The following is a 16,098-nucleotide window of genomic DNA, read 5'->3' on the forward strand; positions in this document are numbered from 1 at the left end:
GCGATGGCATTGCTGCTCAACGTGGAGGACTATCGGCGCCGCGCCCGCAGCGCGTTGCCGCGGCTGGTGTTCGACTACATCGACGGCGGCGCGGAAGACGAGCGCTGCCTGCAGCGCAACCGCGATGCGCTCGAGGCGCTGCCGCTGATTCCCGAATGCCTGCGCGACACCAGCAAGGTGGACATCGGCACCGAACTCTTCGGCCACCGCTGGCGCGCGCCCTTCGCCATCGCGCCCATCGGCCTGGCCGGCCTCGTGCGGCCGCGCGCCGACGCCCTGCTGGCCGGCGCGGCGCAGGCGGCGGGCGTGCCCTTCATCCTTTCCACCGCCTCCAACACGCGCATCGAGGACGTGCGCAACGCGGCCCCCGATGCCACGCTGTGGATGCAGCTCTACGTGATGGGCGAGCGCGCCATCGCCGAGCGCATCGTGCGCCGCGCGCGCAACGCGGGTTTCGAGGCGCTGGTGCTCACCGTGGACGTGCCCGTCAGCGGCCTGCGCGAACGCGACCTGCGGCACGGCTTTCGCGTGCCCATGCGCCTCACGCCGGGCACGGTGCTCGACATGGCGCGTCACCCCGCATGGCTGCTGCGGCTGGCCGGCGGCGGCATGCCGCAGTTCGCGAACCTGCTGCCGGACGAGGACGACGGCGCGCCGGTCTCCGCGCAAACACAGGCCGCGCTGCTCTCGCGCGCCATGGACCGCACGCTCACCTGGGAAAGCCTGGGCTGGCTGCGCAAGCTCTGGAGCGGTCCTCTGCTCGTGAAAGGCCTGCTGGGTGCGGAAGACGCGCGCCGTGCGCTGCGACACGGCGCCGACGGCATCGTGGTCTCCAACCACGGCGGCCGCCAGCTCGATGCGGCACCGGCCACCATCGCCGCGCTGCCGGCCATGCTCGATGCGGTCGGCGGACGCATTCCGGTACTCGTGGACAGCGGCATGCGACGCGGCAGCGACATCGTCAAGGCGCTCGCGCTCGGGGCCAGCGCAGCGCTCGTCGGCCGTGCACCGGTCTACGGCCTCGCATGCGACGGCGAACAGGGCGCGCTCTCCGTGCTGCAACTGCTCGCACAGGAAACCGAACGCACGATGACCTTGCTGGGCGCCTCGCGCGTCGGCGAACTGGGCCGCAGGCACGTCGAAATGCATGTGCCGCGTTCGCACCTCGAACACGTCGTGCATGCACCCGTACCGGCGCACGGGAAAGCCTCCATTTACCCGGCGCATGCAGCTGCCTAGATTGCGGATTCACTCGTAGAGAAACACAACACAACGAAGGAGACCATGAAAGCCACTCGCCAACCCCATCCGTCCCGTCGCCTGGCCTCGGCCCTCGCAGCGGCTACTGCAGCCCTCGTGCTTGTTGCTCCAGCCGTTCAGGCGCAGGACAAGCCGGTGCAGCTCAAGCTGTCGAGCTGGGTGCCCGCGCAGCATCCGCTCAACCCCGCGCTGCAGGCGTGGGCCGACGACATCAAGAAGGAATCGGGCGGCACCATCACCGCGATCCTGTTTCCGTCGGAGCAGCTGGGCAAGGCCTTCGACCACTACGACATGGCGCGCGACGGCATTGCCGACTTCTCGTACGTGAACCCGGGCTACCAGCCGGGCCGCTTCCCGGTGATGGCGGGCGCGTCGCTGCCCTTCCTGTTCGCCAACGGCAAGGAGGGCTCGGCCGCCATCGATGCCTGGTACCGCAGCTACGCGGCCAAGGAAATGAAGGACGTGAAGTACTGCTTCGCGTTCGTGCACGACCCCGGCACCTTCCACTCGCGCAAGAAGATCACCGTGCCCGGCGACGTCAAGGGCATGAAGGTACGCCCGGCCACCAGCACCGTGGGCCAGCTCATCACCTCGCTGGGTGGCACCAACGTGCAGGCCTCAGCGCCCGAGTCGCGAGACATGCTGGAGCGCGGCGTGGCCGACGCCATCACCTTTCCGTGGGGCTCGATCGGCCTGTTCGGCATCGACAAGGTCGTGAAGTACCACATGGACGTTCCGCTGTACGTCACGCCCTTCGTGTGGGTGATGAACAAGGGCAAGTACGACGCGATGTCCGTCGCGCAGAAGAAGGTGATCGACGACCACTGCACCAGCGAATGGGCGCAGAAGGTGGCGGGGCCGTGGGCCGACTTCGAGTTCGCGGGCCACGCAAAGATGGCGGCGCTCTCGGGGCACGAGATCTACAAGCTCACGCCGGAACAGCTCGATGCATGGCGCAAGGCGGCGGCGCCGGCGGAAGCGCAGTGGGCCGAGGGCGTGAAGAAGGCAGGCGAAGATCCGAAGACGGTGATGGACGCCCTGAAGGCCAGCCTCGCCAAGTACAAATCGGCGCTCTGAGCGATGGCTACACGGTCCGCCAGCTACATGGACCGCGCGATCAACACGATCGAATGGCTTGCCGCCATCTTCGTGGGGATCGTCGCGCTCAACATCTTCGTGGCCGTGGTGCTGCGCAAGTTCTTCGACACCTCGATTCCTGACGCCTACGACTTCGGCCGCATGCTGCTGGGTATCCTGATCTTCTGGGGCATCGCGGCAACCAGCTATCGCGGCGGCCACATCACGGTCGACCTGGTGTGGACGGCGGCTGGCCCGCGCATGAAGCGCGCGATCGACGTGTTCGCCACGCTGGTGCTGCTGTTCGTGGTGGCGGTGCAGACCATCATGCTGTTCGACAAGGTGCGCGGCACCTACGTCGACAACGTGCAGACCTACGACCTCAACATCCCGACCTGGCCCTTCTACGCCGTGGCCTGGGCCGGCGACGTGTGCGCCGTGCTGCTCATCGCCATCCGCACCTACAGGCTGATCTTTCATCCCGAGCAGCTCGAAGAGACCCACCCCGAACAGAAAGCGGACGAATGAGCGCCGACGCAGTTGCCATCCTGGGCTTCGTCGCCCTCTTCGCATTGATGCTGTTGCGCGTGCCGGTGGGCATGGCGATGGGCCTCGTGGGCGTGGTGGGCTACAGCTACCTCGTCGGGCCCGGCCCCGCGCTGAAGCTGGTCGGCCAGACCTCCATGCGCACCGTGACCGACTACACCTTCGGCGTGATCCCGATGTTCATGCTGATGGGCGCGCTGGTTTCGGTGTCAGGCGTGAGCCGCGAGCTCTTCAAGGCCGCCAACTCGATGATCGGCCACCTGCGCGGCGGGCTCGGCGTGGCCACCGTGGTGGCATGCGGCGGCTTCGCGGCGATCTGCGGCTCGTCGGTGGCCACGGCCGCAACCTTCTCGGCGGTGGCGTATCCGGAGATGCGGCGCTTCAACTACCCGCAGTCGTTCTCCACCGGCGTGATCGCCGCGGGCGGCACGCTGGGAGCGATATTGCCGCCCTCGACCGTGCTCGCGGTGTACGCGATCCTCACGCAGCAGGACATCGGCAAGCTCTTCATGGCGGGCATCGTGCCGGGCATCCTCGCGATGGCCATGTACGTGCTGACCATCGCGGTCATCGTGAAGACGCGGCCCGGCTGGCTGCCCGGCGGCGAGGTCAAGCCGTGGTCGGAGCGCCTGAAGGATCTGAAGAACGTGTGGGCGCCGCTGGTGCTCTTCGTGTTCGTCATCGGCGGCCTCTACGGCGGCTTCTTCACGCCGACAGAGGCAGGCGGCGTGGGCGCGAGCGGCGCGTTCATCCTCGGGCTGGTGCGGCGCAAGCTCGACGGCCCGAAGATCCGCGAGGCGCTGCTGTCGGCCACGCGCACGGCGGCAGCAGTGTTCACGGTGCTGATCGGCGCGCTGCTGTTCGGCTACTTCCTCACCATCACGCAGAGCCCGCAGAAGCTCACCGAATTCCTCACCGGCCTGGGCATCGGCCGCTATGGCGTGCTCGCGCTCATCATGCTCATGTACCTGGTGCTGGGCTGCCTGATGGACGCGATGGCGATGATCATCCTTACGGTGCCCATCATCTATCCGGTGATCGTGCACCTGGGCTTCGACCCCATCTGGTTCGGCGTGATCATCGTGATGACCGTGGAGCTGGGGCTGATCCATCCGCCGGTGGGCATGAACGTGTTCGTCATCAAGAGCGTGGTGAAGGACGTGAGCTTCACCACCATCTTCAAGGGCGTGCTGCCGTTCATCGTGACCGACATCGTGCGGCTGGTGATCCTGATCGCGTTCCCCATCATCGCCTTGTGGCTGCCGACGAGAATGGGCTGATGAGCAATACGAGCACTACTGCAAACAAGGAAGTCGTCTACACGGTACGCGTGGAGTTCGGCGACTGCGACCCCGCCGGCATCGTCTGGTTTCCCAATTTCTTCCGCTGGATCGACGCGGCCTCGCGCCACTTCTTCGCGGAGTGCGGCGTGCCGCGCTGGGAAGAGACCACGCAGACGCTGGGCGTGATCGGCACGCCGCTGGTCGACACGCACACGCGCTTCGTGAAGGCCGCGAGTTATGGCGACACGCTTCAGATCGCGGTGCGCATCACCGAGTGGCGCGAGAAGAGCTTCGTGCAGACCTACCGCGTGACGCGCGGGGACGACCTCATTCTCGAGTGCGAGGAGGTGCGCATCTTCGGTGCGAAGCGCGAAGGCGGAGGGATCAGGGCAGTGGCGATTCCGCCTTCGATACGGGTGCTCTGCGAGTAGCCGTTGCCGGCTCAGCGCGCATCGGCCTGCAGCTTCCCGAGCAGGCCGTCCACACCATGATCGATCAGGTCGAAGACCTCGACGAAGGCCTTCTGGCTGCCGTACCACGGGTCGGGCACGTCGCCTTCGATGCCGTCGGCGTACTCGGTGAACAGGTGGATCTTGCCGGCCGCACCTGCCGGTGCGAGCCTGCGCAGCGCGTCGCAATGCCCGGCGGTCATGCCGATGATCAGGTCGAAGCGCTCGAAGTCGGACTTGCGGACCTGCCGCGCGCAATGCGCGTGCATCTCGATGCCGCGCCGCCTGGCCTCGGCCACCGAGCGCGGGTCGGGTGGGTTGCCGCGCTCCTCGTCGGAGATGGCGGCGCTGTCGACTTCGACATCGAAGCCGGCTGCGCGGGCCTTGTGCGTGAGGAGCACGTGGGCTGTGGGGGAGCGGCAGATGTTGCCGGTGCAGATGAACAAGATGGATGGCGTTTTCATGAGCATTGAGTAGTCCCGTGGTTTTTCCGCCAATCCGGTATTGGTATGAAGCCCATTCCGGTGAAACGACAAATCGAACTTAAGTTCGAAATTGGGATGCAGATAGATCGTTTTGAAGAGACAAGTTGACGTCAAGGTTCAACAAAATGCCGTCGATCCGAACTTTTTTCACAACTCTAACGACCCGCAATGCAATGCTTACATCCTTCCGAATTCGCGGCAGGTACATTTTTCGCCAGCAAAACAAGGAGGTGCTCGTGCCCACGAATGACAACCTGGAAGAAATGGCCTGTGCGTGGCGCAATGCATTCGTCGCGGAATGGATCCTGCTGTCGAAAGGCCGCGCTGCTGGCGCCAATTTCGATGACCTCGTGAGCCGACTCTTTCTGGCCAATGCGCAATCGGACCCCCGACTCGTCGCACAGCAGGAATGGAATCGTCCGGTATTCGCAGTTTCCGATCCCGTCGCAACTTTTACGGCTGCTGCCGTCAGGTATGGGCTGGTGGCACCAGGCGACAGCCTCGATCAAAGGATGGCTGCAGTTGCTTTCGAATTGTTTGGAATGAACCGCACCCCTAGCCGCCCCTAGTGCTTGATAGCCGGTCAACGCACCACGCGCCCAAGAACCGAGTTCGGCAGTCCGAATGCCAATTGAAAGGTTCGCCTGTATCGGCTACAGCTGAATCGCAACACAGAGGCATCAAGGCCCTTTCGCACACTTCCAAATTCTCCAGACGGGTTGACGTTCCGCATGCCGCAGTGCAACAATCCGGAAATCTTCATTTCGGAGCCCCGTGCGTGGACAGTGCCAGTTGGATCAGTGACAAGACGCGTGCCTCGGCAGGCGTGACACATCCGGCCCTCTAGCGCAGGCTTCTCCCGCGCTGCGTGCCGGTGTTGCACACAGCGTGATCCGTTTGCCAATCCGGCGAGCGGCTCCCCTCCTCCCGATACCCGTCGTTTCGTCACTGACTTTTTCAGTCAGCTTGCGTGCGTCCGTGCGCGAGGCCCTTCTGTGCGAAGGAGCCTTGTCATGCGTCACTTTCATCTTCGTCGTCAGCCGCACGAACCGCGCGTTCGTCCGTCGGCACGCTTGATTGCCCCCGCTCAAGCGGCGGCGGTTGAAGCGTCGCCCGTCGTCGATGCAGCGCTGGACCAGGCCGCCGCGCTCTGGACCACGCGCCGCATCCGCAGCTTCCTGCTGCTGCAGCCGGTCTGCGTGCCTCGCCGCTGAGCCACGCCCCGCGCCCTTTTCCTTCTTCACTTCTTCGGCAACCTGCAAGCAACCCAGGAGCACACCATGGATCCCGCCTCTTGTTGGCGCCATAGCGCGCCCCCTTCGTCCAGATCGATTCCAACAACGACGCGGCCCGCTGCCGCGCCTCGCCAAGGGTTGCCGCCGGCAGGCTGACGTCTGCGGCGTTCTCCTTCGGCGGGCAGGCAGTGGCGGCCGCCCCGAAGGAGAACACCATGAAGAACGTCCTCAAATCCTTTTTCGAAAGCTTCCTGCGCAGCCGCCACATGCTGCACCACTTCGAGCGCTGGCAGACGCTGCTGGGCTCGAAGCCCGTCGGAACCGGCTCCATCAGCATGCCGCCCGACATCGCGAAGGCCCTGACCACGGCCTCGCGCACCGATGCTGGCGAGATGCTGGTCAAGCTCGGCAGTTCGCCACGCGGCCTCAGCGAGGGCCACGCACAGGTGCTGCGCAAGCGCCTGGGCAGCAACGAGGTGCGCCACGAGCAGCCGCTTCGCTGGTGGCAGCACCTGTGGCAGTGCTACCGCAATCCGTTCAACCTGCTGCTAACCGTACTGGCACTGGTCTCCTACGTCACCGAGGACATGAAGGCCACGCTGGTCATCGGCAGCATGGTGGTGCTGTCGACGGTGCTGCGCTTCCTGCAGGAATCGCGCTCCAACAAGGCCGCCGACCGGCTCAAGGCGATGGTGAGCAACACCTCCACCGTGCTGCGCCCCGCGCCTGGCCACAAGGAAGGCGCGGCCGGCGACGAGGGATTCGACACCACGCATGCCGGCACGGTGCGCGTCGAGGTGCCGATGCGCGACCTGGTGCCGGGCGAAGTGATCGCGCTCTCCGCCGGCGACATGATCCCGGCCGACTGCCGGCTGCTCACGGCGAAGGACCTGTTCATCAGCCAGTCGGCGCTGACGGGCGAAGCCATGCCCGTCGAGAAGTTCGTGGCCGATCGCGGCGACCATGCGGCGGGCGTGCTCGAGCGCGAGAACCTGCTCTTCATGGGCACCAACGTGATCAGCGGCACCGCCACCGCAGTGATCGTGCACACGGGCGACCGCACCTTCTTCGGCGCGCTGGCCCAGCGCGTGACGGCCACCGACCGCGGCACCAGCGCCTTCCAGGCCGGCATCAACCGCGTGAGCTGGGTGCTGATCCGCTTCATGCTGGTGATGGCGCCGCTGGTGCTGGTGATCAACGGCGTGGCCAAGGGCGACTGGTGGGAGGCGGCGCTGTTCGCGCTGTCGATCGCTGTCGGCCTCACGCCCGAGATGCTGCCGATGATCGTGACCGCCACGCTGGCCAAGGGCGCGGTCGTGATGTCGCGCCAGAAGGTGATCGTGAAGCGGCTCGAGGCCATCCACAACTTCGGCGCGATGGACGTGCTGTGCACCGACAAGACCGGCACGCTGACGCAGGACCGCATCGTGCTCGAGCGCCACACCAACGCATGGGGCGAACAGTCCGACCATGTGCTGCAACTGGCCTACCTCAACAGCTTCCACCAGACAGGCCTGAAGAACCTGCTCGACAAGGCCGTGCTGAGCCACGCCGAGATGCAGCTCGAAACGCGCCTGCAGACGGCCTACCGCAAGATCGACGAGGTGCCCTTCGACTTCTCGCGCCGCCGGATGTCGGTGGTGGTGGCCAACGGCGGCAGCGAGCACCTGCTGATCTGCAAGGGCGCGCTGGAAGAGATCCTGTCGGTGTGCACTTCGGTCGAACGCGGCGCTGAAGTGCTGGCGCTCGACGCCGACGTGCTGGCGCGCATTCACAGCGTGGCGTCGGAGCTCAACGCCCAAGGCCTGCGTGTGGTGGCCGTGGCCAGCCGTTCGCTGAAGCCCGAAGAGCAGAAGCCGGCCTACGGCGTGGCGGACGAGTCGGGGCTCACGCTGCTCGGCTACGTGGCCTTCCTCGATCCGCCGAAGGAATCCACCGCCCCCGCCCTGCGCGCGCTGGCCGAGCACGGCGTGGCGGTGAAGGTGCTGACGGGCGACAACGAGCTGGTCACGCGCAAGGTTTGCGCCGACGTGGGCCTGGAAGTCGGACGCATCGTTCTCGGCGGCGAGATCGAGGAAATGGTCGAGGCCGACCTGCGGCTGGTGGTCGAGGCGCACCAGGTGTTCGCCAAGCTCACGCCCGCGCACAAGGAGCGCATCGTGCACGCGCTGCATGCCAACGGGCACGTGGTGGGCTTCATGGGCGACGGCATCAACGATGCGCCCGCGCTGCGCGCCGCGGACATCGGCATCTCGGTGGACAGCGCGGTGGACGTGGCCAAGGAGTCGGCCGACATCATCCTGCTGGAGAAGAGCCTGATGGTGCTGGAGCAAGGCGTCATCCAGGGCCGCCGCACCTTCGCGAACATGCTCAAGTACATCAAGCTCACCGCGAGCTCGAACTTCGGCAACGTGTTCTCGGTGCTGGTAGCGAGCGCCTTCCTGCCCTTCCTGCCGATGCTGCCCCTGCACCTGCTGGTGCAGAACCTGCTGTACGACGTGTCGCAGATCGCCATTCCGTTCGACAACGTGGACGACGAGTTCCTCAAGAGCCCGCAGCGCTGGAACCCGGCCGACCTGGGTCGATTCATGGTGTTCTTCGGCCCGCTGAGCTCGGTGTTCGACATCCTCACCTTCACGGTGATGTGGTTCGTCTTCGCGGCCAACACGGTGGACCACCAGACGCTCTTCCAGTCGGGCTGGTTCGTCGAGGGGCTGCTGTCGCAGACGCTGATCGTGCACCTGATCCGCACCCGCAAGATCCCGTTCCTGCAAAGCCGCGCCGCGTGGCCGCTGCTGATCATGGGCGCCGCTATCGCCGCCGTGGGCATCTGGCTGCCGATGGGGCCGCTGTCGCACTACTTCAAGCTGCAGGCGCTGCCGCTGACGTACTTCCCGTGGCTGGTGGCGATGCTGCTGGGCTATGCGCTGCTGACGCAGGCGGTGAAGGGGTGGTACGCGCGCAAGTATGGGTGGCAGTGAAGGCTTGCGGCCGCTCGGGCTTCATGACATGTTCATGACACCCGGCGGCTGCACACTGCGGCGTCAACAAGACAAGAAGAGGGAATCCATCGATGCAAGCCATCCAGAACATCAACTTGGCCTCGCTGTTCGACACACTGATCAGCGTGGCTGCGGCCTTCATCCTCGGCTCGGTGATCGGCCTGGAGCGCCAGATAAGGCAGCGCACGGCCGGCCTGCGCACCAACACGCTGGTGGCCGTGGGCGCGGCGGTATTCGTCGACATGGCCTACCGGCTGGACGGCAGCGGTGGCGCGGTGCGCGTGGTGGCCTATGTGGTGTCCGGCATCGGCTTCCTGGGCGCGGGCGCGATCATGAAGGAAGGTGCCAACGTCACGGGGCTGAACACGGCGGCGACGCTGTGGGGGTCGGCGGCGGTGGGCGCCTGCGCTGGTGCCGACCTGCTGGGCGAGGCGCTGATCGCGGCGCTGTTCGTGCTGGCCAGCAACACGCTGCTGCGGCCCGTGGTGAACCGCATCAACCGCCAGCCGATCAGCGAGGAAGCCAGCGAAGCGACCTACGTGGTGCGCGTGATCTGCTCGCGGGCGGCGCGGCCCGAGGTGCTCGACCAGCTGCTGGTGCTTCTTGAGGCCGCGAACTATCCGGTGCGCGATGTCGACCAGCACCCCTTCGGGCCGGCCGACACCGAGATCGGCGCGACGCTCTATGCGACGGCGGTCGAGCCCGCGGAGCTCGACCGTGTCATCGAGGATCTGGAAGCACTCGACGGCGTGCAGCAGGCCTTCTGGAATGCCACCGCCGAGGAGTGATTGAGTCCAAGCGGACTCAGACGCCGAGGATCGAAACCGCCTTGGTGTTCAGGTAGGCCTCGAGCGCCTCGGGGCCGCCTTCCGAACCGTAGCCCGAATCCTTCACGCCGCCGAACGGCATTTCCGGCGACGGGGTGGCGGGCTGGTTGATCCACAGCATGCCCAGTTCGAGCTTCTGGCTCAGCAGGTGGGCGTTCTTGATCGACTTGGTGAAGGCGTAGCCGGCCAGGCCGAAAGGCAGGCGGTTCGCTTCGGCGATCGCTTCCTCGAGCGTGTCGAAGCCGCGGATGGCGGCGATGGGGCCGAAGGGTTCGTTGTTGAACACGTCGGCGTCCAGCGGCACGTCGGTCAGCACGGTGGGCGCGAAGAAGTTGCCGGCGTCGCCGACGCGCTCGCCGCCGGTGGCAACCGTCGCGCCCTTCTTGCGGGCGTCTTCCAGCACGTAGGCCATGGCCGTGAGGCGGCGGGCATTGGCCAGCGGGCCGATGCTGGTGCCTTCGGCGAGGCCGTCGCCGAGCTTCAGGCCTTCGGCGTGCTTGACCAGCAGGCTGGCGAACTCGTTGCGCAGGCTGTTGTGCACCAGGAAGCGGGTCGGCGAGATGCAGACCTGGCCCGCATTGCGGAACTTGGCGGCGCCGGCGGCCTTGACGGCCAGCGCCACGTCGGCGTCTTCGGCGACGATCACCGGGGCATGGCCGCCGAGTTCCATCGTCACGCGCTTCATATGCTGGCCGGCCAGCGCGGCCAGTTGCTTGCCGACCGGGGTCGAGCCCGTGAAGGTGACCTTGCGGATGATCGGGTGGGCGATCAGGTAGCTCGAGATTTCAGCGGGGTTGCCGAACACCAGGCCGACCACGCCGGGCGGAATGCCCGCGTCGACGAAGGCGCGCAGCAGCGCGGCGGGCGACGCCGGGGTTTCCTCGGGGGCCTTCACCAGGAACGAGCAGCCGGTGGCCAGCGCGGCGCCGAGCTTGCGCACGATCTGGTTGATCGGGAAGTTCCAGGGCGTGAAAGCGGCGACGGGGCCCAGCGGCTCCTTCAGCACCAGCTGCTGCGCGGCCAGGTTGCGCGAGGGCACGATGCGGCCGTAGACGCGGCGGCCTTCGTCGGCGAACCATTCGATGATGTCGGCGGCGGCCATGGTCTCGACCTTGGCCTCGCCCAGCGGCTTGCCCTGCTCCTGCGTGAGCAGCTTGGCGATGTCGAGGGCGCGTTCGCGGATCAGGCCGGCGGCGCGGCGCATGACAGCGGCGCGCTCGTTGGCGGGGGTGTTGCGCCAGGTTTCGAAGCCGCGCTGGGCAGCCGCCAGGGCGCGGTCGAGGTCGGCGATGCTGGCGTGCGCCACCTTGCCGATGGCCTTGCCGGTGGCGGGATTGACGACGTCCAGCGTCTTGCCTCCGGTGGCGTCGACCCACTCGTTGTCGATCAGCAGGCGGGTGTCGGTGTAGGTGGCGGTCATGGCGAGCTATTCCTTCAGGACTGGATGATGAAAAGAAGAATGGGGAATTCTGGGTGTGCGGCGCGGCACCTGGAGGGTGTGCATACGGCAACGGCAGCCAGAGGCCGCCGGGGGCATAGATTAACCCGAGTTCACAAACCTCGCCCGCAGGCGGTCACGGAGCAGCGAGCAGCAGGCCGCGTCATGCACGCCGAACATAATCGCCGCCCAACCAACACCAAGAGGGACCAGAGGGAACCATGCACGCAGCGCTGCGCAACAACCTGTTTTTCATCAAGGAACACGTCGGCATCTTCAAGGCGGCCAACAACTACGACATCTTCGACCCGCACTCGCAGCAGAAGATTCTGGAGTGCCGCGAGCCCGACCTGGGCTTCTTCAGCAAGCTGCTTCGCTTCACCGACTACAAGCGCTTCACACCCTTCAACGTGGTGGTGTCGACGCCCGAGGGGCAGAAGGTGCTGTCGGTGAAGCGCGGCGTTTCCATCTTCTTGTCGAAGGTGGAAGTGCTCGACGAGAACGACCGGGTCATCGGCTTCTTCAAGCAGAAGCTCTTTTCCATCGGCGGCAAGTTCGACGTGCTCGATGCGCAGGAACAGGTCGCCTGCACGCTCAAGGGCAAGTGGACCAGCTGGGATTTCCGCTTCGTGCAGGGCAGCAGCGAACTCGCCGCCGTGACCAAGAAATGGGCGGGGCTGGGCAAGGAGCTCTTCACCACCGCCGACAACTACATGCTGTCGATCGACCCGGGCGTGCCGGCCAACGACGCCCGCCGCCTGCTGGTCGTGGCGGCGGTGATGTGCATCGACATGGTGCTGAAGGAGTAGGACGCCCCTCCTGCGGCCTCTCTTACAACACCAGCAGCGCGCGGAAGTCGTTGACGTTGGTGTTCGTAGGCCCCGTCACGAACAGGTCGCCGATGGCATCAAAGTAGCCATAGGCGTCGTTGCGGTCGAGGTGGTCCGACAGCTTCTTCCCCGCGGCGCCGGCGCGCGCCAGCGTGTCGGGGGTGACGAAGGCGCCGGCGTTGTCTTCCACGCCGTCGATGCCATCGGTGTCGGCGGCCAGCGCCCACACCTGCGGCTGGCCCATGAGCGCGCCCGCCAGTCCCATGCAGAACTCGCCGGCCCGCCCGCCCCTGCCCTTGGCCTGGCCCGGCTGGCGGGGACGGATCGTGACGGTGGTTTCACCGCCCGAAAGAATGACGCAGGGCCGCGCGAACGGCTCGCCGCGGTGCGCCACGGCACGCGCCAGCGCGGCGTGCACCTTGCCGACCTCGCGCGATTCGCCTTCCATTTCGTCGCTGAGGATGTGCGCCTCGATGCCGGCCTCGCGCGCCGCCCGCGCCGCCGCTTCCAGCGACTGCTGCGGCGTGGCGATCATGTGCGTCTCGTGGCCCTTGAACGCGGCATCGTCCGGCTTGGGCGTTTCGAGTTCGCCGCTTTCCAGCTTCGCCCGGACCGGCGCCGGCACCTCGATGCCGTAGCGGTCGAGGATGGCCAGAGCGTCGGCGCAGGTGGTGGCGTCGGGCACCGTCGGGCCGCTGGCAATGACGGCCGGGTCGTCGCCGGGCACGTCGCTGATGGTCAGCGTCACCACGCGGGCCGGCGCGCATGCCGCGGCCAGCCGGCCGCCCTTGATGCGCGACAGATGCTTGCGCACGCAGTTCATCTCGCCAATGCTGGCGCCGCTTTCGAGCAGTTGCTTGTTGATGCGCTGCTTGTCGGCCAGCGTCAGGCCTTCGGCCGGCAGCACCAGCAGGGACGAGCCGCCGCCGGAAATCAGGCACAGCACGAGGTCGTCGGCCGTCAGGCCCTGCGTCAGCGCGAGGATGCGCTCGGCCGCCTGCTGGCCTGCCGCGTCGGGCACGGGGTGCGCGGCCTCGACGAGCTCGATGCGCTGCGGCACGCCTTCGGGACGCGGCGGAATGTGGTCATAGCGCGTGACGACCAGCCCCGAGAGCGGCGCATCGGCCGGCCACAGGGCCTCCAGCGCCTGCACCATCGAGCCGCCGGCCTTGCCCGCGCCCAGCACCAGCGTGCGCCCCTTGGGCGGCGGCGGCAGGTGGGGACCCAGCGTGGACAGCGGCAGCGCGCGGTCCACCGCCACGCGGTAGAGGTGTTCGAGGAAGGCGCGCGGGGCTTCGCGCGGATCGGGGGCGGGGCCGAAGGCCGGGGTCGATGCGGTCGTCATTGCTGCTTTGTCTCCAATCCGGCGATTGTGCTGCGGACCGTGACCCGCCTCCTTGCCGCCGGTCAACTTCTTCTATCTGACTAGTTGGTCTTTGCGCCGGCCTGGAACCAGCGGCCGATCAGGGCCCGCTCTTCGTCGGTGATGCCCGTGGCGTTGTTCATCGGCATGATCTTGGTGACCACCACCTGCTGGTAGATCGCCTGCGCATGGGCCGACACCTGCTCGGGCGAATCGACCCGCACGTTCTTCATCTGCACGGCGGCGCCGTGGCACATGAAGCAGCGCTGCTCGAGCACCTTCTGAACGTCCTTGAACTGCACGGCCGGCGCGGCCGCTGCCACCGCGGGTGCGGCGACGGGCTCGGGCTTCATCCAGACGATGGTCAGGCCCAGCACCACGATGCCGACCAGCGCATAGGGCAGCGGGTTGCCCGCATTGCCCAGCTTGAAGCGGTGGCGCACCACGAAGAACTGGCGGATGGCCGCGCCGCCGAGCATGATCAGCAGCAGAACGATCCAGTTGTACTTGTGCGTGTAGGCGAAGCTGTAGTGGTTGCTCAGCATCGCGAACAGCACCGGCAGCGTGAAGTAGGTGTTATGCACGCTGCGCTGCTTGCCGCGCTGGCCGTGCACCGGGTCCACCGGCTTGCCTTCGCGCAGCGCCGCCACGTTCTTGCGCTGGCCGGGGATGATCCAGAAGAACACATTGCCGCTCATGGTCGTGGCCATCATGGCGCCCACCAGCAGGAAGGCCGCGCGGCCCGCGAACCACTGGCACGCCAGCCAGGTCGCGAAGGCGATGAAGATCGCGATCAGCACGCCGACGATGGTGTCGCCGTGCTTGCGGCGCCCGAAGATCTGGCAGATGCCGTCGTAGACCATCCAGAACACGACGAAGAAGGCGAGCGCCACGGCAATGGCGGCGCCGGGCTGCCAGTCCATCTTCGACTTGTCGATGAGGTAGGTGCTCGCGTTCCACAGGTACGACATCGTGAAGAGCGAGAAACCCGTGATCCAGGTGGAGTAGCTCTCCCAGTACGACCAGTGCAGGTGGTCCGGCAGCTTCTTGGGCGCCAGCGCGTACTTCTGCATGTTGTAGAAGCCGCCGCCGTGCACGGCCCATTGCTCCCCGCCCACGCCCTTGTCGAGCGATTCCTGGTCCTGCGGCTTCTCGAGGCTGTTGTCCAGCATCACGAAGTAGAAGGAGGCGCCGATCCAGGCGATGGCGGTGATGACGTGGACCCAGCGCAGCAGCAGGTTGGCCCAGTCGAGGTAATAGCTTTCCATATGCTTCTCTCTCAACCCGCCCGGCGCGTGGGGGCGCCGGGAAAGGGTTTCAGCCTGCTCACCACCGCGGGCGCTGTAAGCAGAGAAAGTGCCGCGAACGCAGGCTCCATGGACAAATGGGCCTCGCTCCGCTGCGGCTTGTTGTGGACCGAAAGTGTATACAGTTTTGGCAAGGGACGGGGCGGTTTTTTCAGGCGCGACCGCCGGGAAAACCCTGTTCAGCCCAGCGATTGCAACAACTGTGCCGCCACCGCCACGGCGATCACCTCGGGCTCCTTGCCCGTGATGCCGGGCACGCCGATCGGGCAGGTGATGCGGGCCAGCTCGTCAGCCGTGAATCCCCGGGCCTCCAGCCGATGGCTGAAGGTGGCCCATTTGGTCTTGCTGCCGATCAGGCCGATGTAGGGCAGGTCGTTGCGCTCGCGCAGCCGCCTGAGGCAGGCGATGACGATGTCAAGGTCTTCGGCATGGCTGAAGCTCATGATGAGCACGCGGCTGCCCGGCGCGAGCGCGGCCACGGCGTCCTGCACGGGCTCGGAATGCTCGGTGTCGATCTGCGCGGGCAGCTCGTCGGGGAAGACACCGTCGCGGCTGTCGATCCAGCGCACCGAGAACGGCAGAGCGGCCAGCAGGCGAGCCAGCGCCGCCCCCACGTGTCCGCCGCCGAAGAGCGCCACGGGCTTGAGCTGCGCGACCAGCTCCCGCTGCAGCCTCGGCGCATCGGCAGCCGTGATGCGCTCGTACGAGAGGAACATCACCCCGCCGCAGCATTGCCCCAGGCTCGGTCCGAGCGGATAGCGCTGGATGCCGTCGAAGGGCTTGCGCGTGCCGGCGAGCATCTCGCGCGCCTCTTTCGTGGCCTGGAATTCGAGCTGCCCGCCGCCGATGGTGGCGGTGAGGCCGTCGGGCCAGACCGCCATCCAGGTGCCGGCCTCGCGCGGCGCCGAGCCCTGCGTGGACTCGACGCGCACCAGCACGCCGTCTTCATGGCGAAGACGCGCCAGCAGTTGATCTACCGCACCGCTCATCTTGATC

Annotated in this window: 15 protein-coding genes; 10 read left to right on the top strand and 5 right to left on the bottom strand. The window is 66.6% G+C overall.

The window, feature by feature from the left end; all coding sequences use genetic code 11:
- The first annotated feature begins 3 nt into the window (after positions 1–3).
- Genes SFB74_RS23875 through SFB74_RS23895 form a run of 5 tightly spaced genes read left to right on the top strand, consistent with a single transcriptional unit; the run spans position 4 to position 4,597 of the window.
- The gene (locus SFB74_RS23875) at positions 4–1,239 is read left to right on the top strand and encodes an alpha-hydroxy acid oxidase (RefSeq protein WP_432726792.1); all 1,236 of its coding nucleotides are present in this window, start codon (positions 4–6) and stop codon (positions 1,237–1,239) included.
- Positions 1,240–1,284: 45 nt separating this feature from the next.
- Positions 1,285–2,337 (top strand): TRAP transporter substrate-binding protein, encoded by a 1,053-nt coding sequence (locus SFB74_RS23880; protein ID WP_432726793.1) that lies wholly within the window; start codon positions 1,285–1,287, stop codon positions 2,335–2,337.
- A 3-nt stretch (positions 2,338–2,340) separates the two neighbouring features.
- Positions 2,341–2,865 carry a TRAP transporter small permease gene (locus SFB74_RS23885; RefSeq protein WP_432726794.1) on the top strand — a complete coding sequence of 175 codons (525 nt, stop codon included), beginning with the start codon at positions 2,341–2,343 and terminating at the stop codon, positions 2,863–2,865.
- On the top strand, positions 2,862–4,163 hold the full coding sequence (locus SFB74_RS23890) for a TRAP transporter large permease (protein WP_432726795.1): 1,302 nt from the start codon (positions 2,862–2,864) through the stop codon (positions 4,161–4,163). Before SFB74_RS23885 ends, SFB74_RS23890 begins: the two co-directional genes overlap by 4 nt.
- Positions 4,163–4,597 (top strand): acyl-CoA thioesterase, encoded by a 435-nt coding sequence (locus tag SFB74_RS23895; protein ID WP_432726796.1) that lies wholly within the window; start codon positions 4,163–4,165, stop codon positions 4,595–4,597. Before SFB74_RS23890 ends, SFB74_RS23895 begins: the two co-directional genes overlap by 1 nt.
- A gap of 11 nt (positions 4,598–4,608) precedes the next feature.
- Here SFB74_RS23895 and SFB74_RS23900 read toward each other — a convergent pair whose 3' ends face one another.
- A complete protein-coding gene (locus SFB74_RS23900) occupies positions 4,609–5,079 on the bottom strand; it encodes a low molecular weight protein-tyrosine-phosphatase (RefSeq protein ID WP_432726797.1) in 471 nt (156 codons plus the stop codon).
- Between the two features lie 257 nt (positions 5,080–5,336).
- Here SFB74_RS23900 and SFB74_RS23905 point away from each other — a divergent pair, with 257 nt between their 5' ends.
- From SFB74_RS23905 to SFB74_RS23920, 4 genes are all read left to right on the top strand, one after another.
- The gene (locus tag SFB74_RS23905; RefSeq protein WP_432726798.1) at positions 5,337–5,669 is read left to right on the top strand and encodes a hypothetical protein; all 333 of its coding nucleotides are present in this window, start codon (positions 5,337–5,339) and stop codon (positions 5,667–5,669) included.
- Between the two features lie 444 nt (positions 5,670–6,113).
- Positions 6,114–6,314, top strand: a complete 201-nt coding sequence (locus SFB74_RS23910) for a hypothetical protein (protein WP_432726799.1) — start codon at positions 6,114–6,116, stop codon at positions 6,312–6,314.
- 236 nt (positions 6,315–6,550) lie between these two features.
- On the top strand, positions 6,551–9,316 hold the full coding sequence (gene mgtA / locus SFB74_RS23915) for a magnesium-translocating P-type ATPase (protein ID WP_432726801.1): 2,766 nt from the start codon (positions 6,551–6,553) through the stop codon (positions 9,314–9,316).
- A 92-nt stretch (positions 9,317–9,408) separates the two neighbouring features.
- Complete coding sequence (locus SFB74_RS23920; RefSeq protein ID WP_432726802.1) at positions 9,409–10,125, top strand: MgtC/SapB family protein; 717 nt, start codon at positions 9,409–9,411, stop codon at positions 10,123–10,125.
- 16 nt (positions 10,126–10,141) lie between these two features.
- On the opposite strand, the gene SFB74_RS23925 is transcribed toward SFB74_RS23920, so the two are convergent.
- On the bottom strand, positions 10,142–11,584 hold the full coding sequence (locus tag SFB74_RS23925) for an NAD-dependent succinate-semialdehyde dehydrogenase (RefSeq protein ID WP_432726803.1): 1,443 nt from the start codon (positions 11,582–11,584) through the stop codon (positions 10,142–10,144).
- A gap of 239 nt (positions 11,585–11,823) precedes the next feature.
- On the opposite strand from SFB74_RS23925, the gene SFB74_RS23930 reads away from it, so the two are divergent.
- Positions 11,824–12,411, top strand: coding sequence for a phospholipid scramblase-related protein (locus tag SFB74_RS23930; RefSeq protein ID WP_432726804.1), 588 nt, complete (start codon positions 11,824–11,826; stop codon positions 12,409–12,411).
- Between the two features lie 22 nt (positions 12,412–12,433).
- Here SFB74_RS23930 and SFB74_RS23935 read toward each other — a convergent pair whose 3' ends face one another.
- The 3 genes from SFB74_RS23935 to xdhC all read right to left on the bottom strand — a co-directional run bounded on the left by SFB74_RS23935 (position 12,434) and on the right by xdhC (position 16,091).
- Entirely contained in the window at positions 12,434–13,777 is a 1,344-nt protein-coding gene (locus tag SFB74_RS23935; RefSeq protein ID WP_432726805.1) for a glycerate kinase type-2 family protein, read from the bottom strand.
- An 80-nt stretch (positions 13,778–13,857) separates the two neighbouring features.
- Positions 13,858–15,063 (bottom strand): urate hydroxylase PuuD, encoded by a 1,206-nt coding sequence (locus SFB74_RS23940; protein ID WP_432726806.1) that lies wholly within the window; start codon positions 15,061–15,063, stop codon positions 13,858–13,860.
- A 218-nt stretch (positions 15,064–15,281) separates the two neighbouring features.
- Positions 15,282–16,091, bottom strand: a complete 810-nt coding sequence (xdhC, locus tag SFB74_RS23945; RefSeq protein ID WP_432726807.1) for a xanthine dehydrogenase accessory protein XdhC — start codon at positions 16,089–16,091, stop codon at positions 15,282–15,284.
- Between the last annotated feature and the right edge of the window lie 7 nt (positions 16,092–16,098).

The sequence above is a fragment of the Variovorax xiamenensis genome (assembly GCF_050916385.1).
Taxonomy (GTDB): Bacteria; Pseudomonadota; Gammaproteobacteria; order Burkholderiales; family Burkholderiaceae_C; genus Variovorax.